Source organism: Bradyrhizobium sp. BRP56, from assembly GCF_020194035.1.
Classification (GTDB): domain Bacteria; phylum Pseudomonadota; class Alphaproteobacteria; order Rhizobiales; family Xanthobacteraceae; genus Bradyrhizobium; species Bradyrhizobium australafricanum.
Genome location: NZ_JADYVV010000031.1, coordinates 59,534 through 80,329 on the forward strand (window position 1 = coordinate 59,534; position 20,796 = coordinate 80,329).

General features: G+C 65.0%; 19 protein-coding genes, 1 tRNA gene and 2 pseudogenes. 14 read left to right on the forward strand and 8 right to left on the reverse strand.

The window, feature by feature from the left end:
• Window positions 1-12 precede the first annotated feature (12 nt).
• Entirely contained in the window at window positions 13-2,481 is a 2,469-nt protein-coding gene (locus I6F38_RS22090; RefSeq protein WP_225161796.1) for a PAS domain S-box protein, read from the reverse strand.
• Between the two features lie 80 nt (window positions 2,482-2,561).
• Complete coding sequence (locus I6F38_RS22095) at window positions 2,562-3,341, reverse strand: thermonuclease family protein (protein ID WP_225161797.1); 780 nt, start codon at window positions 3,339-3,341, stop codon at window positions 2,562-2,564.
• A gap of 343 nt (window positions 3,342-3,684) precedes the next feature.
• On the opposite strand from I6F38_RS22095, the gene I6F38_RS22100 reads away from it, so the two are divergent.
• The 4 genes from I6F38_RS22100 to I6F38_RS22115 all read left to right on the forward strand — a co-directional run bounded on the left by I6F38_RS22100 (window position 3,685) and on the right by I6F38_RS22115 (window position 7,371).
• Window positions 3,685-3,888, forward strand: coding sequence for a hypothetical protein (locus I6F38_RS22100; protein WP_157348769.1), 204 nt, complete (start codon window positions 3,685-3,687; stop codon window positions 3,886-3,888).
• Between the two features lie 184 nt (window positions 3,889-4,072).
• On the forward strand, window positions 4,073-6,088 hold the full coding sequence (locus I6F38_RS22105) for an acetyl/propionyl/methylcrotonyl-CoA carboxylase subunit alpha (RefSeq protein ID WP_057017049.1): 2,016 nt from the start codon (window positions 4,073-4,075) through the stop codon (window positions 6,086-6,088).
• Window positions 6,089-6,208: 120 nt separating this feature from the next.
• Complete coding sequence (locus I6F38_RS22110; protein WP_225161798.1) at window positions 6,209-7,075, forward strand: isocitrate lyase/PEP mutase family protein; 867 nt, start codon at window positions 6,209-6,211, stop codon at window positions 7,073-7,075.
• Window positions 7,072-7,371, forward strand: a complete 300-nt coding sequence (locus I6F38_RS22115) for an acylphosphatase (RefSeq protein WP_225161799.1) — start codon at window positions 7,072-7,074, stop codon at window positions 7,369-7,371. The genes I6F38_RS22110 and I6F38_RS22115 overlap by 4 nt, the downstream gene beginning before the upstream one ends.
• Before the next feature lie 9 nt (window positions 7,372-7,380).
• On the opposite strand, the gene I6F38_RS22120 is transcribed toward I6F38_RS22115, so the two are convergent.
• On the reverse strand, window positions 7,381-8,193 hold the full coding sequence (locus I6F38_RS22120; protein WP_225161800.1) for a methyltransferase domain-containing protein: 813 nt from the start codon (window positions 8,191-8,193) through the stop codon (window positions 7,381-7,383).
• Window positions 8,194-8,422: 229 nt separating this feature from the next.
• Between I6F38_RS22120 and I6F38_RS22125 the strand changes: the two genes are divergently transcribed.
• The 4 genes from I6F38_RS22125 to I6F38_RS22140 all read left to right on the forward strand — a co-directional run bounded on the left by I6F38_RS22125 (window position 8,423) and on the right by I6F38_RS22140 (window position 11,542).
• Complete coding sequence (locus tag I6F38_RS22125) at window positions 8,423-8,980, forward strand: MarR family transcriptional regulator (RefSeq protein WP_038385827.1); 558 nt, start codon at window positions 8,423-8,425, stop codon at window positions 8,978-8,980.
• A gap of 26 nt (window positions 8,981-9,006) precedes the next feature.
• Window positions 9,007-9,672 carry a DUF4166 domain-containing protein gene (locus tag I6F38_RS22130; protein WP_028336452.1) on the forward strand — a complete coding sequence of 222 codons (666 nt, stop codon included), beginning with the start codon at window positions 9,007-9,009 and terminating at the stop codon, window positions 9,670-9,672.
• A complete protein-coding gene (locus tag I6F38_RS22135) occupies window positions 9,669-11,105 on the forward strand; it encodes a TIGR01777 family oxidoreductase (protein WP_225161801.1) in 1,437 nt (478 codons plus the stop codon). The genes I6F38_RS22130 and I6F38_RS22135 overlap by 4 nt, the downstream gene beginning before the upstream one ends.
• A gap of 104 nt (window positions 11,106-11,209) precedes the next feature.
• The gene (locus I6F38_RS22140) at window positions 11,210-11,542 is read left to right on the forward strand and encodes a hypothetical protein (protein ID WP_225161802.1); all 333 of its coding nucleotides are present in this window, start codon (window positions 11,210-11,212) and stop codon (window positions 11,540-11,542) included.
• Between the two features lie 16 nt (window positions 11,543-11,558).
• Here I6F38_RS22140 and I6F38_RS22145 read toward each other — a convergent pair.
• Window positions 11,559-12,418, reverse strand: a pseudogene (locus tag I6F38_RS22145) (LysR family transcriptional regulator).
• 115 nt (window positions 12,419-12,533) lie between these two features.
• Here I6F38_RS22145 and I6F38_RS22150 point away from each other — a divergent pair.
• Window positions 12,534-12,958: pseudogene (locus I6F38_RS22150) on the forward strand (4-oxalocrotonate tautomerase family protein).
• Between the two features lie 3 nt (window positions 12,959-12,961).
• On the opposite strand, the gene lipB reads toward I6F38_RS22150, so the two are convergent.
• Window positions 12,962-13,690, reverse strand: coding sequence for a lipoyl(octanoyl) transferase LipB (gene lipB, locus I6F38_RS22155; RefSeq protein WP_225161803.1), 729 nt, complete (start codon window positions 13,688-13,690; stop codon window positions 12,962-12,964).
• 60 nt (window positions 13,691-13,750) lie between these two features.
• Between lipB and I6F38_RS22160 the strand changes: the two genes are divergently transcribed.
• From I6F38_RS22160 to I6F38_RS22170, 3 genes are all read left to right on the forward strand, one after another.
• Window positions 13,751-13,996, forward strand: coding sequence for a FliM/FliN family flagellar motor switch protein (locus I6F38_RS22160; protein WP_021080574.1), 246 nt, complete (start codon window positions 13,751-13,753; stop codon window positions 13,994-13,996).
• 93 nt (window positions 13,997-14,089) lie between these two features.
• A tRNA-Leu gene (locus I6F38_RS22165) sits at window positions 14,090-14,174 on the forward strand.
• A gap of 250 nt (window positions 14,175-14,424) precedes the next feature.
• The gene (locus tag I6F38_RS22170; RefSeq protein WP_225161804.1) at window positions 14,425-14,799 is read left to right on the forward strand and encodes a hypothetical protein; all 375 of its coding nucleotides are present in this window, start codon (window positions 14,425-14,427) and stop codon (window positions 14,797-14,799) included.
• A 6-nt stretch (window positions 14,800-14,805) separates the two neighbouring features.
• On the opposite strand, the gene I6F38_RS22175 is transcribed toward I6F38_RS22170, so the two are convergent.
• Together I6F38_RS22175 and I6F38_RS22180 are read right to left on the reverse strand one after the other, a co-directional pair.
• Window positions 14,806-16,185: a polysaccharide deacetylase family protein gene (locus I6F38_RS22175; RefSeq protein ID WP_225161805.1), complete on the reverse strand. Its 1,380-nt coding sequence runs from the start codon at window positions 16,183-16,185 to the stop codon at window positions 14,806-14,808.
• Window positions 16,186-16,281: 96 nt separating this feature from the next.
• Window positions 16,282-17,097: a polysaccharide deacetylase family protein gene (locus I6F38_RS22180; protein WP_225161806.1), complete on the reverse strand. Its 816-nt coding sequence runs from the start codon at window positions 17,095-17,097 to the stop codon at window positions 16,282-16,284.
• A gap of 84 nt (window positions 17,098-17,181) precedes the next feature.
• Here I6F38_RS22180 and mgtE point away from each other — a divergent pair, with 84 nt between their 5' ends.
• Window positions 17,182-18,603, forward strand: coding sequence for a magnesium transporter (mgtE, locus tag I6F38_RS22185; RefSeq protein WP_225161807.1), 1,422 nt, complete (start codon window positions 17,182-17,184; stop codon window positions 18,601-18,603).
• Between the two features lie 126 nt (window positions 18,604-18,729).
• Complete coding sequence (locus I6F38_RS22190; RefSeq protein ID WP_028343385.1) at window positions 18,730-19,050, forward strand: helix-turn-helix domain-containing protein; 321 nt, start codon at window positions 18,730-18,732, stop codon at window positions 19,048-19,050.
• 718 nt (window positions 19,051-19,768) lie between these two features.
• On the opposite strand, the gene I6F38_RS22195 is transcribed toward I6F38_RS22190, so the two are convergent.
• Window positions 19,769-20,716 (reverse strand): helix-turn-helix domain-containing protein, encoded by a 948-nt coding sequence (locus tag I6F38_RS22195; protein WP_225161808.1) that lies wholly within the window; start codon window positions 20,714-20,716, stop codon window positions 19,769-19,771.
• Window positions 20,717-20,796 lie beyond the last annotated feature (80 nt).

Here is a 20,796-nt window from a genome sequence, read left to right on the forward strand (position 1 = left end):
CCGGCAGCAGGATCAGGGCTTGGAAGCGGTCGCCCGCTGCTCGGCGATCGCCTTGCGGAGCGTCCGTGACAGCGCCTCGACCGAATAGGGTTTCTGGATCAGCTCGAAGCCGCTGTGCGCGTTCTCGGCGAGCACATTGCTGTAGCCGCTGGTCAGCACCACCGGCAGGCCGGGAAAGCGATCGCGGATGAGTCCGGCGAGCTCGACGCCGTTCATGCCCGGCATGATCACGTCGGAGAACACCAGGTCGGCGGCAAATTCGTTCTCCGAGAGGATCGAGAGCGCGGCATTGGCATTGGCCGCGCGCTTGACCGAATAGCCGAGATCCTCGAGCAGCTCGGTGGAGAACTGGCCGACATCGTCGTTGTCCTCCACCACGAGGACGCGATAGCCGCGCCCGATCGAAGCCTGCTCGGTGCCCGCTCGGGCTGCGACCTTGGCGTCCGCCGGGCGCATCGCGTGCGGCAGATAGATGGTGAAGGTCGCACCGTGCCCGGGCGTAGAGGTGACCTCGATGTCTCCATCGGATTGCTTGACGAAGCCGAAGGCCTGGCTCAATCCGAGACCCGTTCCCTTGCCGACCTCCTTGGTCGTGAAGAATGGCTCGAAGATCGCGTCGAGGTTTTCCGGCGAGATGCCGGTGCCGGTGTCCTGGATCGAGACCGTGACGAAATCGCCGCTGCGCGAGGCCTGGGCGCGCAGGGCGGGGATATTCTTGACCTTCCGGACGCCGATCGTCAGTTGGCCTTCGCCGCTCATGGCATCGCGGGCGTTGACCGCGAGATTGAGTAGCGCGGTCTCGAATTGGCCGATGTCGGCGATCGCAAAGCAGTCGGGATCCTCGATCCTGACCTCGATGTGGATCCGCGCGCCGACCAGCGGGCGGATCAGCTGCGTCACGCTGTCGACCTGCGTGCCGACATTGAACACTTCCGGATTGAGCGGTTGCCTGCGCGCGAATGCCAATAGCTGGGCGGTGAGCTTGGAGGCCCGCTCCACGGTCTCGGAGATCGCATCGATATAGCGGCGGCGCCGGTCATCCGGCAGATCGCGGCGGCGCAGGAAGTCGGTCGCGGAGCGGATGATGGTGAGCAGGTTGTTGAAATCGTGCGCGACGCCGCCGGTGAGCTGGCCGACCGCTTCCATCTTCTGCGACTGCCGCAGGGCTTCCTCGCCGCGGCGCCGTTCGGTGATGTCGACGGCCTCCGGCACGGCGCCGACGATGGTGCCGTGCTGGTCCTGCAGCGGCCGCATCGCGAAATCGAAATAGCGTTCGCCGATCGGCAGGCGCAGCTGCATCTCGATCTTGACTTCCTCGCCGCGCATCACGGTCGCGAAGGCATTCTGGATCACGCGCGGCATGCCCTCGGTCGCGGCGAACCACGGCGTGTCCCAGAACGGCTTGCCGACGACGTCGGCGGCATCGGTACAGATGCCGGCCAGCGCCGTCTGGTTGGTGTAGAGCAGGCCGCCATCGCGGTTGAGCAGCATCTGGTATTGATGGCTGGTTTCCAGGATCGCGCGCGTCTGCGCTTCGCGGGATTCGAGCTGCGCGGTGCGCTCCAGGATGCGCCGCTCCAGCGACTCGTTGAGCTTGCGCAGCTCGATCTCGGCTTCCTTGGCCGCCGTGATGTCGTGGGCGACGCCGATGAAGCCGATGTGCTTGCCGTTCGGGTCCCAGCGCGGCTGCGATTCCGAGCGCAGCCAACGCCAATCGCCTGCGGCGTTCCGATAGCGGGCCTCGAGCACGAATGGCTTCAGCGAGAGTTCGCCGGTGATCTGCTCCTGCAGGATTTGCGGCAGGTCATCCGGATGCAGCGCCTTGCGCCAGTCGAACACAATCGCTTCCTCGAACGGCAGTCCAAGGAAGTCGAGATAGGCCTGGTTGGCAAAGGAGCGAGTGCGGTCGAGCTTGGTCACCCAGATCGGCACCGGCGCGCTGTCGGCGATCAGGCGGAAGCGCTCTTCGCTTTCCCGCAAGGTCTCCTGCGCCAGCATCTGATCGGTGACGTCGAGATCGGCGCCGACCAGCCGCAGCGCACGGCCGCTGCGGTCGCGCTCGATCTTGGCGACGACGCGGATCCAGCGGCTCTCGCCGTCGTTCGGGCGGACGATGCGGTATTCGGCCGTGTAGTCTTCGCCGCCGGCCTTGAGCACGCCGAACAGGTGCCGGATCGTGCGCTCGCGATCCTCGGGGTGGATGCGCGCGACCCAGTTCTCATAGGTCTCGTTGACCTCTTCGGGCGGCAGCCCATGCACCAGGAGATATTCGGGAGAACGGCGGTTGCGCACGCCGTCGCGGAAATCGATCTCGAGTCCGCCGACCCGCGCGATGCGCTGGATCCGCGCCAGCTCCGCCTCGCGCTCCTGGAGCTCACGATGGGCGCGATCGCGTTCGCGCGCGATCTCCTCAAGATGCTGCCGCAGCCGTTCGGCTGCCGCAGCTTCGGGAAGCACATCAGCGGGATCGGATGGGGTCATACGCGCCGGCAACCTCTCGGTGCAGTTTCACACAGGACGCGGCGGCTTTGCCAGCTTGATTTACGGCAATCACTTGCCCTTCACTTGGCTTTGGGCGGCCGGCAATTATAGGCCCGGCGGAACCCGGCGGCCTGTGCGTCCTCCTCGGAGCAGAACCAGCGATCCGGATTGCCGAGGCCCGGGTAACTGCGGCACGCCTGCAAATGGTAGATGCCGACATTACCGGTGACGCGGGCGCGCACGGCGTATTTGCCCTTGATGTTGCAGCTCGCCGGCATCGGCAGGTCGTCGGGGAAGAGCGCGTTGCGGATCTGCTGGTCGCGGTCGGCGGGGCAGGCGTTGCCGAGCAGGGCGCCGTCCTTCCTGGCCGTACGAAAGTCGCGCGGCGCCACGAAGCAGCCCTTCCAGAGCCCGGCGCGATCGTCCTTGGCGGTGGCTTCATCCGGCTTGAATCGGCCAGTGGCCGAGTTTTCGACATTGAGAGCATAGCCTTTCTGGACCAGCACCTGGCTCAGGCTGGTCGGGTCGCCCTCGATCTTGCAGACGCCGAGGCGGCGTTTCTTGAAGGTCGGATCGACGCCGATATCGTCGCAGTGAACCTGCTTGCCGCCGATCAGTCTGGTCAGCTGGTCGCGCGCCTCGATCCCGCAGGTCCAGACGTCCGCGTGCTCGTCGATGCAGAGCTGATCGACCGCCGGCGCGTCGATGCCGTCGAGCCGATAGGTTGTGTTGCCGAGCTGAACGGTGCCGGCGTCCTTGATGACCGCTGACGCCGTGGGGCCTGCGGTTGCAGTCAGGCTGGTGGTTGCAGACAGGAAGGCCAGGAGAAGCGTCGTGGCGACCGGATTTCGAAACCGCATTTTCTCAACTTCAGATCTTTGGCGGGCAGCCGAACTTCTAGCACAAGCCGGTACGATCCAACCAAGGACTGTTGGCGAGTGGGGGCGTGCGCACCGTCACGTCCCGATCGGCATTCCGCGACGTAGAACGGCCGGACAATTGCCATTGAAGGGATGCGCATGGGCGAGCTTCGTTATCAACGTCCTCCGCCGAAATCGTCACCGGCATTTGGAGCCTGCTATGCCTCGCGCGCTGGCGGCGGAGAAAGACGGCCCAGGAGACCGCGCCCGATCAAAGATCCAATTGACTTGATCAGAACAAAATAGGAACATGATGCGCCACCTGAATCCCGGATACCCCATCATGTCTGCACGGCCCGAATCTGACGACGATGACGGGCTGGAAGCCGCTGTCGATCAGGCCATTTCCGCCTGCGGCGGGAATCTGCGTGCCACCATCCGGGCGCTGATCGTGGCCAATGAATTCCTGGAGAACGAGGTCAGCGAGCTGATGAAGGCCGTCGCGAAGGCTCATTCGCGTGGCCGCTTCAAGACCTATTCGGGCTGAAATACCGATCGGGCTACCGCCCAGGACTGACCATGGACTGGCGGGTCTGCATTAGACCGTTGCCTCCGGGGCAATTTGCTGTACCAACGGAGTGGTTACGCCCAATCGCCCGTGCCAGATTGCGCGGGGAGGAATCCTGCCAAATGGACAATTCGAAGTCCGAAAAAGCCCAAGCAAGAAGAGCATGTTCAAACGAATCCTGATCGCCAACCGCGGCGAGATCGCCTGCCGGGTCATCAAGACTGCGCGCCGTATGGGGATTGAGACGGTTGCCGTCTATTCCGAGGCCGACCGCGACGCGCTGCATGTCGAGATGGCCGATGAGGCCGTGCTGATCGGACCGCCCGCTGCGGCCGAGAGCTATCTTTTGATCGACAAGATCGTCGAGGCCTGCCGCAAGACCGGCGCGCAGGCGGTGCATCCCGGCTACGGCTTCCTGTCCGAGCGCGAGGCGTTTCCGCGCGCGCTGGAAGCCGCCGGCATCGTCTTCATCGGTCCGAACCCCGGCGCCATCGCCGCGATGGGCGACAAGATCGAATCCAAGAAGGCCGCGGCGAAGGCGAAAGTCTCGACCGTGCCGGGTCATCTCGGCGTCATCGAGGACGACAAGCACGCCGTCCAGATCGCCGACGAGATCGGCTACCCCGTGATGATCAAGGCCTCCGCCGGCGGCGGCGGCAAGGGCATGCGCATCGCGCATTCGAAGGCGGAGGTCGCCGAAGGCTTCAACCTCGCCAAGGCCGAGGCGAAATCGTCGTTCGGCGACGACCGCGTCTTCATCGAGAAATTCATCGTCGATCCCCGGCACATCGAGATCCAGGTGCTCGGCGACAAGCATGGCAATGTGATCTATCTCGGCGAGCGCGAGTGCTCGATCCAGCGCCGCAACCAGAAGGTCATCGAGGAGGCGCCGTCGCCGCTGCTCGACGAGACCACCCGCCGCAAGATGGGCGAGCAGGCCGTCGCGCTGGCCAAGGCCGTAAACTACGATTCGGCCGGCACCGTGGAATTCGTCGCCGGCCAAGACAAGAGCTTCTACTTCCTTGAGATGAACACCCGCCTGCAGGTCGAGCATCCCGTCACCGAATTGATCACCGGCATCGACCTCGTCGAGCAGATGATCCGCGTCGCCGCCGGCGAGAAGCTCGCGATCGCGCAGAAGGACGTGACGCTGACCGGCTGGGCGGTGGAGTCGCGCGTCTATGCCGAGGATCCGTTCCGGAACTTCCTGCCCTCGATCGGGCGGCTGGTGAAATACCGCCCGCCGGCGGAAGCCAGCCATGACGGCATCACGATCCGCAACGACACCGGCGTGCAGGAGGGCGGCGAGATATCGATCCATTACGATCCGATGATCGCCAAGCTCGTCACCCACGCTCCGTCGCGCGCCGCGGCGATCGAGGCGCAGGCGACCGCGCTCGACGCCTTCTATGTCGACGGCATCCGGCACAACATTCCGTTCCTGTCGGCCTTGATGAACCATCCGCGCTGGCGCGAGGGCCGGCTGTCGACCGGCTTCATCGCTGAGGAATTCCCGAAAGGGTTTTCGGCGCGCGCGCCCGAGGGCGAGATCGCGCGGCGGCTGGCCGCGGTCGGCGCTGCCATCGACCACGTGCTGGGCGAGCGCAAGCGGCAGATCTCCGGCCAGATGGGCGGCCGCGTCGTGCTGCGCGAGCGCCGCCGCGCGGTGTGGCTCGACCGCGCCGAGATCGCGCTCGACGTCGCGCGCGAGGGTGACGCAATTGCAGTGCGCTTCATCGGCGCCGACGGGCTGCCGGGCAACCCTCATAACCTCGTATCGAGCTGGGTCCCGGGCGATCCGGTTTGGCAGGGCACCATCGACGGCAACTTCGTCGCCGTGCAGGTGCGGGCGATCAACAACGGCTTCCGCCTCGCGCATCAGGGTTTTGAGATTCCGGTCTATGTTTTCACCGAGACCGAGGCGACCTCGGCGCGGTTGATGCCGGTGGTCTCGGCCGCCGACACCGGCAAGAAGTTGCTGTGCCCGATGCCTGGTCTCGTGGTGTCGATCGCGGTGACCGAGGGGCAGGAGATCAAGGCCGGCGAGACCCTGGCGGTGGTCGAAGCCATGAAGATGCAGAACGTGCTGCGCGCCGAGCGTGACGGCACGGTCAAGAAGATCCACGCCGCCGCCGGCGCCACGCTCGCGGTCGACGCGCTGATCCTGGAGTTCGCGTAACCCTGTCATTCCGGGGCGCGCGGTACGCGCGAACCCGGAATCTCGAGATTGAGAGCGAGATGAGATTCCGGGTTCGATGCTTCGCACCGCCCCGGAATGACGGAGAATAGGACATAGCAAATGGCCTTCCGCAAACGCCGCGAAGCCCTGCGATCGATTCTCACCGGATCGACCTGCATCCGCCCGGGCTCGGTCTATGACGCGACCTCGATCCGGATTGCGGACGATCTCGGCTTCGAGCTCGGCATGTTCGGCGGCTCGGTGGCGTCGCTCGCCGTGCTCGGCGATCCCGATATTGCGCTGATCACGCTGACCGAATTCGCCGAGCAGATACGCCGCATGTCGCGTGCGTCGACGCTGCCGGTGCTCGTCGATGCCGACCACGGTTACGGCAACGCGCTCAATGTCCGCCGCACGGTTCAGGAAGTGGAGGCCGCCGGCGCGGCCGGCCTTACCATCGAGGACACGCTGCTGCCGCAGGCGTTCGGCCAGACCAAGACCCAGCTGATTTCGCTGGAAGAAGGTGTCGGCAAGATGAAGGCCGCGCTTGACGGCCGCAGCGATCCGTCGCTCGTCATCCTGGGCCGGACCGGTGCCGTCTCAATCACCAGTCTCGACGATGCGATTGCACGCGCCAGGGCCTATGAGGCGGTCGGCGTCGATGGCTTGTTCTTCACCGGCATCAAATCGCGCGGTGAGCTGGAGGCGCTCTCGGCCGCGACGACGCTGCCGATCGTGCTCGGCGGCGCGCCGGAGGAGATGACCGCGCTGGACTATCTGGCAAGCCAGCGCGTCAGGATCGCGCTGCAAGGCCACGCGCCATTCGCGGCCGCAACCCAGGCCGTCTACGAGACGCTGAAGGCGCTGCGCGAAGGCGCCTCGCCGAACAACCTGAAGGGCATTGCCTCGTCCGAACTGACCGGCCGCGTCATGCGCGAGGCGGAGACCAAGGCGCGCAGCGGCGAGTTCCTCGGTCTGAAAAAATGAGCGGCGTGATCCGCCACGTCACCATCAGCGGTCGCGTCCAGGGCGTCGGCTATCGCGCCTGGGTCGACGAGCAGGCAAACTCACGCGGCCTCGAAGGCTGGGTCCGCAATCGCCGCGACGGCAGCGTCGAGGCGGTGTTTGCCGGCCCCGACGACGTCGTCACTGACATGATTGCGGCATGCAACCGCGGTCCGTTCTCGGCGCGCGTCGCTGCCGTGCACGCCGCATCAGGCAACTCCGATCTTTTGAACCAGCGCCGGGCAGGGGAGCGTTTCTCGGTCCTGCCGACGGTCTGAAGCGCGGCGTCACGCGACCGCTGAGATCACCAGCGCCTGAATCCGGCCTTCGATCGCGCCGCTGCCGAACCGGCGCGCGAGCGCCGATGCGGCGTGCTCGGTCGCAGCATCAACGCCGATACCGCCGCGCGCCTCGATCTCGGCGCGGAGCGGTGATCCCTGGCAAAAGCCGATCGCAGGATCATGCGGCGCATTCGCCCGGCTTTGCAGCCGAACGTCGTCGATCTCGATCTTGCTGAAGCCCGCGGCTGCAAGGTCGGCCCGGATTGGGTCGGCTGCGTAGTGGCCATAAGGCGTGCGCGCCAGAAAGCGCGGGGGATCGGCCGGAAAGACCTCCGCCAATGCCTGGGTCACCACGTCGGCAAACTCGTTGTCCTCGATGCGACCCCACATGTTGAACAGGAAACGGCCGCCCGGCTTCAGCACACGGCGCGCCTCCGAATAACCCTTGGGCTTATCGGGGAAGAACATCGCGCCGAATTGGCACGCGACGACGTCGAAGCTCGCATTGTCGAACGGCAGGTTCAGTGCATCGGCCTGCCGCCAGGTGATTGCGGTCCCGCTTGGCATCTGTGACTTCGCTCGTTCGAGCATCGGCTCATTCAGGTCGGTCGCCACGATCCTGGTGTCGCTGCCGAGCGCGGACGACAGCGCACGGGTGACGGCGCCGGTGCCGGCTGCCGTCTCAAGCAGGTCGCGCGGGCCAAGAGCCTTGGCACATTGCGCCAGATCGCGTGCGTAGGGTTCGAAAATCATCGGCACGAGGAGCCGGTCGTAAAGCTCTGGAATGGATCCAACGAACTCCTTGTCGGACGCTGGCATGCGCAATCTCCCTTGCGGCCGCGACGCGGGCGACCCGGCGCACGGCCCATCATCCACGCGGATCAGCTTGGACGAAGAGCTCGGGGGCCACAAAGGAAAACTCCTCACCTCCGATGCACGGCATTCGCCGAGGCGCCGGATAGGTCAGGAGACCTGCCATGTCTCGTGCGCCGTCGTGGACAGCACGGCCAGCCTTGACTTCTGCTCCGAATCGTCTGATATTTCTGTCATGACAGAAATAACCGCTAAGAAAAAACTTCCCGCCGTCGTCGAGCGCTTCATCCTGCATTGGGGCGACATGGGCGACGAATGGGGCGTCAACCGTTCGGTCAGCCAGATCCACGGGTTGCTCTACCTTGCCGAAGCGCCGATGACGGCGGAGGACATCGCCGACACCCTCGGCATGGCGCGCTCCAACGTCTCCAACTCGATCAAGGAACTGTTGTCCTGGGGATTGATCCGGCGGGTGCCGATCCTTGGCGATCGCCGCGACCACTTCGAGGCCGAGACCGACATCTGGGAGGTCGCGGCCAAGATCGCGGCGGGACGCAAGGAGCGCGAGATCGATCCCGCGCTCGCAGCGCTGCGCGCCTGCGTCTCCGACGCGGCCGACGATCCCGCGATCAGCCCGCTCGCGAGCAAGCGGCTGAAGGAGATGCTGACATTCACCGAGCTGGTCGACCGCTGGTACACGCAGATGCTGAACGTGCCGCGGCCGCGCTTGGTCGCGCTGATCAAGCTCGGCGAGAAGATCGTGAGTTTCCTGCCCACGGGCAGGGCCAAATAAAGGCGGCGGCGTAACGGGAGCGTGCGATGGCGTCAGCAAGGATATCCACCTTAAAGACAGCGCCGGCTTCCGATACAAAGCTGCTCGACGACCATCGCTTCCGCGCATTGCTGTCGGACGAGGATTGGGGCCGCCTGCCGGTTGCGATCTGGCGGCGCTTCTCGAAACGGTTTGAAGATGGCAACACCGTCGTCTATGTCGGCGAGGTCGAGGAAGCCGCGTGCAGCCGCATCGGCTGGTGGCTGGCGCAGGCCGCACGGCTGATCGGCGGACCATTCCCGACCGGTACTGAAACGCGCGTGCCGATGATCGTCACCGTCACCGAGGACGCGGCAAGCGGCGGCCAGGTCTGGACCCGCATCTGCGCGCGCCGCGACGGCTTCCCGCAGGTGATTCATTCCGCCAAGCGCTTTGCCGGTTCGACCGGGCTCGAGGAATATGTCGGCTTCGGCGTCAGCATGGCGCTGCGGATCGCGGTCGAGCACGAGGCGCTGGTGTTTCGCAGCGTCGGCTATTCGCTGCAACTCGGTCCGTTTCGCCTGCCGCTGCCCGAATGGCTTACGCCGGGCGATCTCACCGTGACCCATTCCGATCTCGGCTGCGGTGACTTCCGCTTCACGCTGGAGATCATCCACCCGCGTTTCGGCAGGCTGATCCGTCAGTCCGCCGTGTTCAGGGAGGCCACGCCATGACGCCGCTGCTTTGGACACTTGTCGCCATCCAGATTGCGATGGGCGCATTCGATACGTTCTATCACCACGAATTCACCGAGCGGCTGGCCTGGCGTCCCTCGCAGCGCCACGAACTGCAGCTGCACAGCGTGCGCAACATGCTCTATGCGCTGCTGTTCCTCGTGCTCGGCTGGCTGCAAGTGCACGGCATTCTTGCGATCGCCATCATGGCCGTCCTCGTCGTCGAGGTCGTCATCACCTTGATGGATTTCGTCGAGGAGGATCTGAGCCGAAAGCTGCCGCCGAGCGAGCGGATCAATCACACGCTGCTGGCGATCAATTACGGCGCCATCCTCGTGCTGCTGGTGCCGGTCCTGATCGGTTGGGCGATGCTACCGACCGCCGTCGCGCCGGCCTATGCGGGTCCGCTAAGTCTGTTCGCGACGGCTGCGGCCTTCGGCGCCGCGCTGTTCGGCGCGCGCGACTTTGCCGCGGCCAGACGCCTCGGACGAATGGCCAGCGTGCCGGCCGCGACGCTGGTCGAGAAATTGCCGGCGCGGCAGACCGTGCTCGTCACCGGCGCCACCGGCTTCATCGGCAGCCGCCTAGTCGCGAGCCTCTCCGCATCCGGCCATCAGGTGATTGCGTTGATCCGCAATCCGGCAAAGGCCGACATGCTGACGCCGCCGGTGACGCTGATTACGAGCCTCGACCAATTGCCCGCCGACGCCGGGATCGACGCCATCGTCAATCTCGCGGGCGAGCCGATCGGCAACGGCCTCTGGACCGAGGCCAAGCGCCGCAAGATCGTCGCCTCACGTATCGACATGACGTCTGATGTGGTCAAGCTGATCGCGCGCCTCGAACGCAAGCCGTCGGTACTCGTGAGCGGCTCCGCGATCGGCTGGTACGGACTCTGGCAGGACCAGGTGCTGACGGAGTCGGCGAAATCCCACGCCTGCTTCAGTCACGAATTGTGCGAGGCCTGGGAGAATGCGGCGAAGCCGGCCGCGGATCACGGCGTGCGCGTGGCATATTTGCGCATCGGTCTCGTGGTCGGCACCGATGGCGGCTTCATCACGCGGATGCTGACGCCGTTCGAGTTCGGCCTTGGCGGCCCGCTCGGCTCGGGCAAGCAGTGGATGTCGTGGATCGAACGCGACGACCTCGTGCGTCTGATCGCGCATGTGATTGCGAGACCTGAACTGTCCGGTCCTGTCAACGCGACCGCGCCGATCCCGGTGACCAACATGAAATTCACCGAGGAGCTCGGACGCCGTCTGCACCGGCCGGCGATCTTCCGCGTGCCGGCGGCGCTGCTCCGCGCCGTTGGCGGCGATTTCGCCGACGAACTCTTGCTCGGCGGCCAACGCGTGCTGCCGAACAAGGCGCTGAGCAACGGCTTTGTGTTCCGTCACGAAACCTTGCGCAGCGCGTTCGATGCGATCCTGTGAGGAGGCCTCGATGTGCAGCACCTGTTCCCGTGCATTCGGAGGTTGGCTTGCGGGCTGTGGCGCCGCGACTGCGGTGATTTCCGCCGTCGGTCAGACCATTCTGGATGATGACGTCGCACGGCGATGTCGCGCGGCTGCTCTACGGCATCGTCGTGATGCTGCTTCCGTCGGCCGCGGTCTTCGTCATCACCTGTCTGCTCACAGCAATTCCCACGGCGATCGTCGTCTGGTTCACCGAGGAGTTCCATATCCGAGCCGCGGGATTTTTCGCCTGCGCAGGCGCGGCGATCGGCGCGTTGAGCATCACTGTCCTTCTACGATCCCCGGCTGTCTGGACATCCGGACTGGTTTGCCTGTTCGCCGTGGCCGGATTTGTTGCCGGCCTGACCTACTGGTTCGTCATGTGCGAACTGGCGGCAGGCGAAGACTCGATGTGAACCGCTGCTGTTCAACCTATGCCGCAGACGCCACGCTCCGAAACGTCGCAGCCAGCGTCCTGAGTGCCGCGAGCTTGGCGGGATCGCTGACCTTCGAATGCAGCATCACCTTCGACGTGCCGAGCCGCGGCAGCTTGTGGGCAGGGCCGATATCGATAAGGCCCGGCGGCGCGATGCGGCGGACGAGGGGCGCGACGGCAAGCCCTGCAAGCGCGGCCGCCACCACCGCGGTGACGCCGCCGCCGACGAAGCTTTCGGTCCAGGCGATGCCGGCCTTGTCGAGCGCGCGCACGGCGAGGGCGCGCACGCCGCAGGGCGGGGCGAGGGTCGCGAGCGGCAGCGCATCGCCGCGCGGCCAGACGAAGCGTTTGGCGGCGAACCAGCCGAATTCGTCCTCGGTCAGCTTCTCGCCGCCGCGCCGGCTGCCTTCCTGGCGCACGATCACGGCGTCAAGCTCGCCGCCATCGTAAGCATCGAGCATTTCGCGCGAGAAGCCGATGGTCACGGAGAGGGCAAGCTGGGAGGCCATCGCGTGCAGCCGCTCCAGCAGCGGCACCAGCTCCGGGCCCGCGGCGTGATCGCTGATCCCGAGCGTGAGCTGCGGCCGCGCCGGTTTCTCGCCGGCCAGCGCGCGATCATGCACCTCGATCAGCGTGCGGGCGTGCTGCTAGGAAGGCCGCGCCGTCGGCGGTCAGCCGCACCGCGCGCGGCGAGCGCTCGACCAGCCGCTTGCCGAGTACCGCTTCGAGCCGCTGCAACTTCATGCTGATCGCCGCCTGTGTGGTGCCAAGCGCCTCGGCGGCGCGGGTGAAGCCTTGCAAGCTCGGCGACCAGGAGGAAGGCCTGCACGGTGTGGATATCGAGCGTGGCGGTCATGATCAATTATCTTTATCATTGCTATCAATCTAGATAAGATACCAAGATGATGCGCGAAGGTCTAGCTAGAGGAGGCGCGATTGACCCGCGCCAACCGGATTCAAGGAGACCGATCATGCCGCTCATCACCGTCACCTACGCGACCTCGCGCGGGAGGCCGTCGCTGAAGTCCGACATCGCCGCCGCCGTGTCGGACCTGACCACACGGATTCTGCACAAGGATCCCAAGGTCACCGCAATCATTGTGAAGTCCGCCGATGCGGCCGACTGGTTCGCGGGCGGCAAGTCGCTCGCCGAGCAGGGGCTCGCGAGCTACTGGCTCGACATCCACGTCACCGAGGGCACCAACACTAAGGACGAGAAGGCGGCCTATCTCGCGGCGCTGTTCAAGCGGATGGGCGAATTGCTCGGGCCGCTGCAACCGAGAGCTACGCCCATGTCGACGAGGTGAAGGGCGACGCCTACGGCTTCGGCGGCCTTACCCAGGAGCGCCGCTACATCGCCGGCAAGCTCGAGGTCGCGCCGCAGAAGGCGGCGTGAAGCCTATGACGTCGCTTCCGGCAGGCGCGCTGCGGTGTCGCCGAACACCTCGGAAAAGGCCTGCCGGAGCGCGATGTCGACATCGGCCATGGTGACCGGCAATCCGAGATCGATCAGCGAGGTGACGCCGTAGCGTGGATCGACCACGCCGCAGGGCACGATGGCCTGGAAGTGCGCAAGATCAGGCTCGACATTGATTGCGATGCCGTGGAACGAGACCCAGCGGCGCAGCCGCACGCCGATCGCGGCGATCTTGTCCTCATGGCCCGGTCCCTTGTCCGGGCGCCGCACCCAGACCCCGACGCGGTCCTCGCGGCGTTCGCCGCGGACGTTGAAGGCGGCGAGGGTGCGGATGATCCATTCTTCCAGCGAGGCGACATAGGCGCGCACATCGGGCCGGCGCCGCTTGAGGTCGAGCATCACATAGGCGACGCGCTGGCCCGGGCCGTGATAGGTGACCTGGCCGCCGCGTCCGCTCTGGAAGGTCGGAAAGCGCGGCGCGAGCAAATCGTCGGCCTTGCCGCCGGTGCCGGAGGTATACAGTGGCGGGTGCTCCAGCAGCCATACCAGTTCGGGGGCAGAGCCCGCCGCGATCTTCGCCACCCGATCGTCCATTGCAGCGAGCGAATCGGGGTAGGGCACCGCGCGGTCGGAAATCCGCCATTCGACCGCTTCGCCGCCCGGAGGGCGCGCAAAGGTCGTCAAATCGAGGCTTTGGCGGTCGTTAACCATTAGCTAACCCTAACGTGGTCAGGTGAACCCACAATCTAGTTCCCGTTCGGCGGTTCAGAAGTGCCCACCCTCGATAAAGTCAGCGTTGATCTCATGGTGGTCCTCGGCACCACCACGATGCCGATTCACCAGGTCATGCGGCTATCCCGCGGCGCCATCATCGAACTGGATGCCACCGAGGCCGACGAGGTCAAGATCCTCGCCAACAACCTGCCGGTGGCCAGCGGCGTGGTCCTGGTCGACCGCAACCGGATTGCGGTCGAGGTCAAGCAAATGCTGCCGAAATCTCCCGGGGTTCGCAGTTAATTCCCGCATTAATCGCCTTGTCCCTGCATCCGTGATTTGTTACATGGCCCCGTCGATCCGGCGGTGCCTTCGGGGTTCCATCCGGTATCCCAAGCGCTCGTGGCGGAATTGGTAGACGCGCTGCCTTGAGGTGGCAGTGGGTAACACCGTGGGGGTTCGAGTCCCTCCGAGCGCACCACACCTCAGCTGATCCTTGAAATCGCTGGACTTTTCGGAGCATGGCCGCTCGCCGGCTATGCCGGCCCGTGCCTCCGGGGGCAGGTCCAACGAGTGCAGGCGGGTGACGTGGAGGTGCAGGTCGATGCGGTCATGTAACACCGGTCAGGTAGATTCGCGGATGCATGGCCTTACCGGTTTGGTGTTGCCGACCGAAGCCGACCGCTTTCCCCCAATCGCGCGGCTGCAAGCTTGCCTTACCGGAGCGCCTGATGATCTTTGCCAGCTACGCCTACCGTGTGGTCTCCAACTTCGTGTTCCTGGGGCTGGTCTATTTCACGCTGAACCTTCTGGAGAAGTACGAGCAGCGCGCGACGGTCGCAATTCTGGTCCTGGTCTATGCGGCGATGCACGCCTTTTCCGGCCTGCGCTCGTTCTATTTCTTCCAGCGCATCGAGCGCCTGGAGGGCGAGACGCGACGGCTCGCCGCGGCGGCCGGCGAGGGGCCCAATGCCGTCGCCTCGCGCAGGCAGGTCGTCGCCGATGTCACCGTGCTCAGGCATGCCGGCGAGATCAAATCCTATATCGATATCTTCTTCCTGGCGCTGGTGATCCTGCTCTGCATCGCCAAGATCGTGGCCAGCTAGATCACGTCAATCAGGCACGCGCCTGCCGGTCGCCGCCGCCTCGGCGCGCGGCGTACGCTTCTTCACATTATTGGCGACGTGGACTGACGCGTTGTCGGCAGCCGGCGGCGCGACATGCAAGGGCGCGCCGTGGCCTCGGCCGTGCGCCGGGGCGGGCCCCTGATGCGCAGCCTGCTTCGGATGCCTGGCCTGGCGCGCGGAGAACGCCTGCGCGCGCGATACGCCAACGCCAATTGTCGTACGCTGCACGAGGCGGCGATTGGCCGCCGATCGAGCTGCGAGCAGGGTCAGGTCGAGCGCTTCGGGAATGCGGAACACGTCGGGCGCCGGGACCGGCAATGTCGAGACCGATGCGAACCGCGCAAGCTGGGGCTGCGGCCACAGCGTGCGGACGGGCATCGCGACCCGGGTGCGCTGTGCGTGGTCGAGGATGTCGGCATCGCGCCAATCCATGTCGGCAAACACCGGGGCAGGCAGCGTCCGCGTCGCGGTGTACACGAAGTTCGGAATTTTGGGCCAGCGCGTGGTCGCCACCGTCTCGGTCGGTGGATGCAGGTACCATTGCTGCGGCTGGGTCGGCGTCGCCGGGCGATCGGGCGTTGCGGGCACGACATGAACGATCCGGTAGCCGCGCTCCTTCAGCGTGTTGAGGATGCGCGGCAGCGCCGCAACGGTGCGCGGCTGGATGTCGTGCAGCAGCAAGATGCCCTTGCGCTTGGCTTCGATCCGCTGGATCGCGAGGTCATAGACCCGCTGCGGCGAGATGTGGCGCCAGTCGTCCGCGGGGAAATCGGCGCTCCAGACCTGGATGCCCTGGGACGCCAGATAGGCCTCCGGGATCTCGGCACGCATCAGGCCTGGAATCCGGAAGAACGGCGCGAGCTTGCTCTTGTCGCCATTGAGCGCTGCGAGCGTCGAGGCGATGCCGTCGTCGACCTCCTGCCGCACCCTCTCGAGCGACATCTTGTTCATCGTCAGCGGATGGTTCTGGCTGTGCGTGCCGACGGTATGTCCGGCCGCGATCAGCTTGCGCACGCCCTCCGGATTGAACCGGGCCTGGGAGCCGATGGTGAAGAAGGTCGCCTTGACGCACTGGCTGGCGAGAATGGCCAGCACCTGGTTACTATATTTAGGTAGCGGCCCGTCGTCGAAGGTCAGTACCACTTCGTGATCGGCGAGCGGCAAGGTCTCCGGGTACTGCATGGTGCCGATCCGGGGATGCTCCTTGGGATCGACGACGAGGGTCCGCGAGGTGCCGAGTGCGTTGGGGTTAGGGCAGTCTGCGGCGAGGGCGGCGTACGGCGTCATCAAGCCGCAGCCCAGCAGCGCCGCGCGGACCACGGTCCGCGACCGCTTCCGGATCATCACCAAGACGTTTGCAATCATCGAATCTCGGCCGCATTCCAAACGCACTGACGAATCCTTAGGTGCGGCGCCATGAATGCCGCCTTAACGGTCTGTAATCCACCTAGCGTCCCGGGTTCAATGTGTCCGGTCGGACACGGTTTTCAGCGCCGCCGGGACGATGTGGACGACGTGGTATTTATGCTCCTGCAGGTACCTCAAGAAGGCGGGCAGCATCTCGGCTGTCCGCATTTGCGGGTCATGCAGCAGGATAATTCCCTTGCGGTGGCCTTCGAGCCGCCCGGTGAGCAGCTTCAGTTCCTCCTCGGGGGTCATCTTGTTCCAATCGCTGGCCCAGAAATCGGCTCCGAACACCGCGATACCGCGCTTTTCCAGGTGGTCCAGCAGGGCGGGTGTCGATTCGAAATAGGGGAACCGGAGGAACGGCGTGCTCGGAATCTTGCTTTCGGTGCCGCGCAGGGCCTTCTGGACCGCTTCGATCCCCCGGTTGATGTTCGCCTCGGCCTGATCCGGCGGGAGTTTGTTGAGATGTGGATGGTCCCAGCTGTGATAGCCGATGGTGTGGCCGAGGCGCGCGATCTTGCGGACCATATCGGGATGATCGGCCGCGTTGCGGCCGACCATGAAGAAGGTTGCCTGCACGCATTCAGCCGCCAGCGCCGTCAGTACCTTGTCGGTGACCCCCGGCGTCGGTCCGTCGTCGAAGGTCAGCACGACCTCGCCATCCCTGAGCGGCAGGGTCTGCGGAAAGCTCTTCAGCCCGACGCGCGGATAGGTCGCGGGGTCGACCTCGAGCACACGTGAGGTGCCGAGCGCGTCCTTGCGCTGGCATTCGGCGGCGTGCGCCGAGCCGAACAGTGCAACAGGCGCGAGCGCGACCAGCGCCGCGAAAGTCTTCCGGAGCGGTCGCGGTGCGCTCGACATCTTTCTCATTGCACTGGGCCCCACCGATTAGGTAATCCGTTCCGCACTCATCCAACCAGTTTTTCTCCTCCTGTCAAACCGGCGAAACACGGCATGGCCGAGAATTTCGACGTTGCCGAACCCGCCGAGGCCGATCCGTTGGCCCGGATGCCGATGCGGGGCGAGGAGGGCGAGCTCCGCGGCGAATTCGTCGCGGCGATCACCCAGGCCATCCACGCCGCCGACCGGCCGCTGCTGTGCGAGGTGGTGGCGGAACTGCACGAGGCCGATCTCGGCGACCTGATCGCGGCGCTGGAGCCGGTCGACCGCGTCACCCTGGTCGAGATCACCGGCACCGATTTCGACTTCTCGGCGCTCAACGAGGTCGACGAGACCGTCCGCGAGGAGATCCTCGAGGAACTCGAGCCGGAGACGGTTGCCGAGGGCGTCAGGGAGCTGGAATCCGACGACGCCGTAGAGCTCCTGGAGAGCCTCGACGAGGAGGACCAGGAAGAGATCCTGGAGAAGCTGCCGGCGGCCGAGCGCGAGGACATCGAGCGCAGCCTGCTGTACCCGGAGAATTCCGCAGGCCGGCGGATGCAGACCGAGTTCATAGCGGTGCCGCCGGATTGGAATGTCGGGCAGGCGATCGACTACATGCGCGACACCCCGGATTTGCCGGACCGCTTCTACGAGATCTATGTGGTCGACGCCGACAAGCATTTGCTCGGCGCGGTGCCGCTCGACGTGCTGCTGCGCACGCGCCGCCCGGTTCCGATCAAGGACCTGATCGACGAGGACCGCCGCCGGGTCTCCGCGCTGGAGGACCAGGAAGAGGTCGCGCGGATGTTCGGCAAGTACAACCTGGTCGCAGCTCCCGTGGTCGACACCATCGACCGGCTGGTCGGCGTGATCACCATCGACGACGTCGTCGACGTGATCGAGGAGGAGGCCGACGAAGACTTGAAGGCGCTCGGCGGCGTCACCAGCGACGAAGAGCTGTCCGACACGGTGTGGACCATCGCCCGCGGCCGCTTTAACTGGCTCCTGGTTAATCTCGCCACCGCGTTCCTGGCCTCGTCGGTGCTCGGTCTGTTCGAGGGCCAGCTCGAGAAGATGGTGGCGCTCGCGGTGCTGGCGCCGATCGTGGCGAGCCAGGGCGGCAATGCCGCGACCCAGACCATGACGGTCGCGGTGCGCGCGCTCGCCACCCGCGAGCTCGGCCCGTACAACGCGATGCGGGTGGTGCTGCGCGAGACCATGGTCGGGCTCGTCAACGGCATCGCCTTTGCCGTCATCACCGGCGTCGCCGCGGTGGCCTGGTTCAAGATCCCCGGCCTCGGCATCGTGATCGGGCTTGCGATCATCTGCAATCTGGTCGCCGGCGCGCTCGGCGGCATCCTGATCCCGATGGTGCTGGAACGGGTGCGGGCCGACCCCGCGGTCGCCTCCGGCACCTTCGTCACCACCGTCACCGACGTGGTCGGCTTCTTCTCCTTCCTCGGCATCGCCACGCTGTGGTTCGGCCTCAAGTAACGCGCTCGCGGGCAGGGCGGCGCATGGTCCGGGCGCGAGCCGCGCTGGGCCGCTTATCGTTAATCCGAACTTAACGCGCTTCATCGATGATGCCGCTATCTCCAAGGGGCCATCACGGGGGCCATCATGCAGCGATTGCGGCTCAAGGCGGACGGACGGATCGTCGAATTGCGCGACGGGCAGGAAATCCCGCTCGTGCCCGCTCATCCCGACCAGGCGGCGATGCAGCCTGCGGCAGCGCAGCCGGCCGTACGCGATCTGCGCCGCCGGGCCCAGCTCACCCAGCTCGAATTCGCCGCCAAGCTCGGCGTGCCGGTGGAAACCATCCGCAACTGGGAGCAGGGCAAGCGCGCGCCGCGTGGACCCGCCCGCGCGCTGCTCGCCGTGATCGCCCATTCGCCGGAGACGGTGTTCGCCGCGCTGTCGAGCGAGCCCACGGCGGCTTGAGCGGGTAGGGCGTACGTCGCCATCATCGCTGCAATCTCGGTGTCGTCCCTGCCTAGTGCGCAATTGCGCACGGGAGCAGGGACCCATACTCCGCGGCCCGTGTTGAGAACGGGACTCGTCGTTCGACCATCCCGCGACAATGCCGATCTGTGGTTATGGGCCCCGCTTTCGCAGGGACGACAGCGAGTGTGTTGCACGACCGGGAGTCAAACTTCCGCATTCTCGCGACATGATCTGCCCGAGCTTTGCTCTTCGTTCCGCCCTCTCTTCACAGAGGGCGCAAGGAAAGCCGGGTGCCGATCGCACCCATGGGTCCCGCGTAATAAAAAACGCGGGAGGTAGGACCACAGGTGTAACCGGAAACAACCCGGCTTTCCCTGCGCGATGGGTTACGGCTTACTTCGTGCTCTCCCCGGCGAGACTTGGCTTGCTTGTCACCGTCTTCGCAACGACGCATTCACGTCCTGCGAAGAGACACCTGCCGCTAGGGCGTCAGGACCACACGACTTCACCGTCCACCTCGGTCACGCGTCGTCGGTCGTGACCTCGGCGTCCACCGCATCTCACCGCAACACTCCTGACGATGCGCAGCGCCCCTCGATCGGGTGAGACGGGTTATTCATACATTGAGTTTCCCTTCGGATAAAGCGAAATATTTTTGCTCCGAGGGCTTGACCTGTCGGGCAACTCAGTGATCGGCAATTCCGACAGCCCACGCTTACCGCTCGTGGAGGTGGATCCGGCGATACTCGGTGGGTGATGCGTCGAACGTTTTCTTGAACAGGCGATTGAAGTAGGAGATGTCGTTGAAGCCGCACGCAAATGCAACTGTAGCAATCGGGCGATCGGGTGTGCGGGAAAGCTCGAACGCGCAGCGCTTGAGACGTTTTTCCCGGATGGTCGCGCCGAACGTCGTTCCCGCTGTTTCAAAAAGCCGATGGAGGTACCGAGGCGTGATGTGGAATCTTCGGCATGCAGCTTCGACCGACAGCGCAGGATTGCTTGAGTTCACATCGATATACCTGAAGATGGAACCCAGAAGCGCCCTTCGTGCGGACGGCTCGGCCGTCTCAACGACCTGAGATGATCCGCCCAATGATAATGCGACCAGCTTCGCAATCATATCCGCGAGTGTCTCTCCAGCTTCTGGAGGAAGCTGCGGCTGCCCGAGAACGGATTGCAGGAAATCCACCGCGAGACGACCTGTAGGGGTCTCTCGCGAGACACGGATTGCCGTCGAGCCCGACGCGTTCTTTAAGAGGGGATCAAGTCGCCGTTTGGGGACCCTGAAGGAAAAGATTTCAAGATCAGATCTATAGTCAAGATCGTACGGCTCGGTCGAGTCCACGACATAGAATTCGTGCGGCTTTATCAGGACCTCGCGCCCTCGCTGCTTCGCCAACACATCGCCTTTGATCTGCATGTTCACAAAATAGTATTCGAGCGGCGTCTTTCGAATTTCTTTGGCGCCCCTTATGACGCGGTGCTCCTCCGTTAGGAGTCGCGTAACGTTCACATCGGACAGCAGGTTTGCCTCGACGCTTCCCGAAAAGGCGCCTCGGGATTTACGCGTAGGATTGAGTGTTATGAACGCCTCGCACAGCACCTCGCGCCAAAAGCCGAATTGTTGATCAGATGGAAGATCGTGCGTGGTCCAGAACGGCATCGCGTCACTCCGTCGGCAGCAATCCTCACGAAGTCGCAGTCACACTCAAAGGCTAGTCTCTCCGGTTGCGCGATCAAGTA

Excerpts from the sequence above, each read along its gene's own strand:
- I6F38_RS22090 (WP_225161796.1), bottom strand. The coding sequence starts at position 2,481 with ATGACCCCATCCGATCCCGCTGATGTGCTTCCCGAAGCTGCGGCAGCC.
- I6F38_RS22095 (WP_225161797.1), bottom strand. The coding sequence starts at position 3,341 with ATGCGGTTTCGAAATCCGGTCGCCACGACGCTTCTCCTGGCCTTCCTG.
- I6F38_RS22100 (WP_157348769.1), top strand. The coding sequence starts at position 3,685 with ATGTCTGCACGGCCCGAATCTGACGACGATGACGGGCTGGAAGCCGCT.
- I6F38_RS22105 (WP_057017049.1), top strand. The coding sequence starts at position 4,073 with ATGTTCAAACGAATCCTGATCGCCAACCGCGGCGAGATCGCCTGCCGG.
- I6F38_RS22110 (WP_225161798.1), top strand. The coding sequence starts at position 6,209 with ATGGCCTTCCGCAAACGCCGCGAAGCCCTGCGATCGATTCTCACCGGA.
- I6F38_RS22115 (WP_225161799.1), top strand. The coding sequence starts at position 7,072 with ATGAGCGGCGTGATCCGCCACGTCACCATCAGCGGTCGCGTCCAGGGC.
- I6F38_RS22120 (WP_225161800.1), bottom strand. The coding sequence starts at position 8,193 with ATGCCAGCGTCCGACAAGGAGTTCGTTGGATCCATTCCAGAGCTTTAC.
- I6F38_RS22125 (WP_038385827.1), top strand. The coding sequence starts at position 8,423 with ATGACAGAAATAACCGCTAAGAAAAAACTTCCCGCCGTCGTCGAGCGC.
- I6F38_RS22130 (WP_028336452.1), top strand. The coding sequence starts at position 9,007 with ATGGCGTCAGCAAGGATATCCACCTTAAAGACAGCGCCGGCTTCCGAT.
- I6F38_RS22135 (WP_225161801.1), top strand. The coding sequence starts at position 9,669 with ATGACGCCGCTGCTTTGGACACTTGTCGCCATCCAGATTGCGATGGGC.
- I6F38_RS22140 (WP_225161802.1), top strand. The coding sequence starts at position 11,210 with ATGATGACGTCGCACGGCGATGTCGCGCGGCTGCTCTACGGCATCGTC.
- lipB (WP_225161803.1), bottom strand. The coding sequence starts at position 13,690 with ATGGTTAACGACCGCCAAAGCCTCGATTTGACGACCTTTGCGCGCCCT.
- I6F38_RS22170 (WP_225161804.1), top strand. The coding sequence starts at position 14,425 with ATGATCTTTGCCAGCTACGCCTACCGTGTGGTCTCCAACTTCGTGTTC.
- I6F38_RS22175 (WP_225161805.1), bottom strand. The coding sequence starts at position 16,185 with ATGATTGCAAACGTCTTGGTGATGATCCGGAAGCGGTCGCGGACCGTG.
- I6F38_RS22180 (WP_225161806.1), bottom strand. The coding sequence starts at position 17,097 with ATGAGAAAGATGTCGAGCGCACCGCGACCGCTCCGGAAGACTTTCGCG.
- mgtE (WP_225161807.1), top strand. The coding sequence starts at position 17,182 with ATGGCCGAGAATTTCGACGTTGCCGAACCCGCCGAGGCCGATCCGTTG.
- I6F38_RS22190 (WP_028343385.1), top strand. The coding sequence starts at position 18,730 with ATGCAGCGATTGCGGCTCAAGGCGGACGGACGGATCGTCGAATTGCGC.
- I6F38_RS22195 (WP_225161808.1), bottom strand. The coding sequence starts at position 20,716 with ATGCCGTTCTGGACCACGCACGATCTTCCATCTGATCAACAATTCGGC.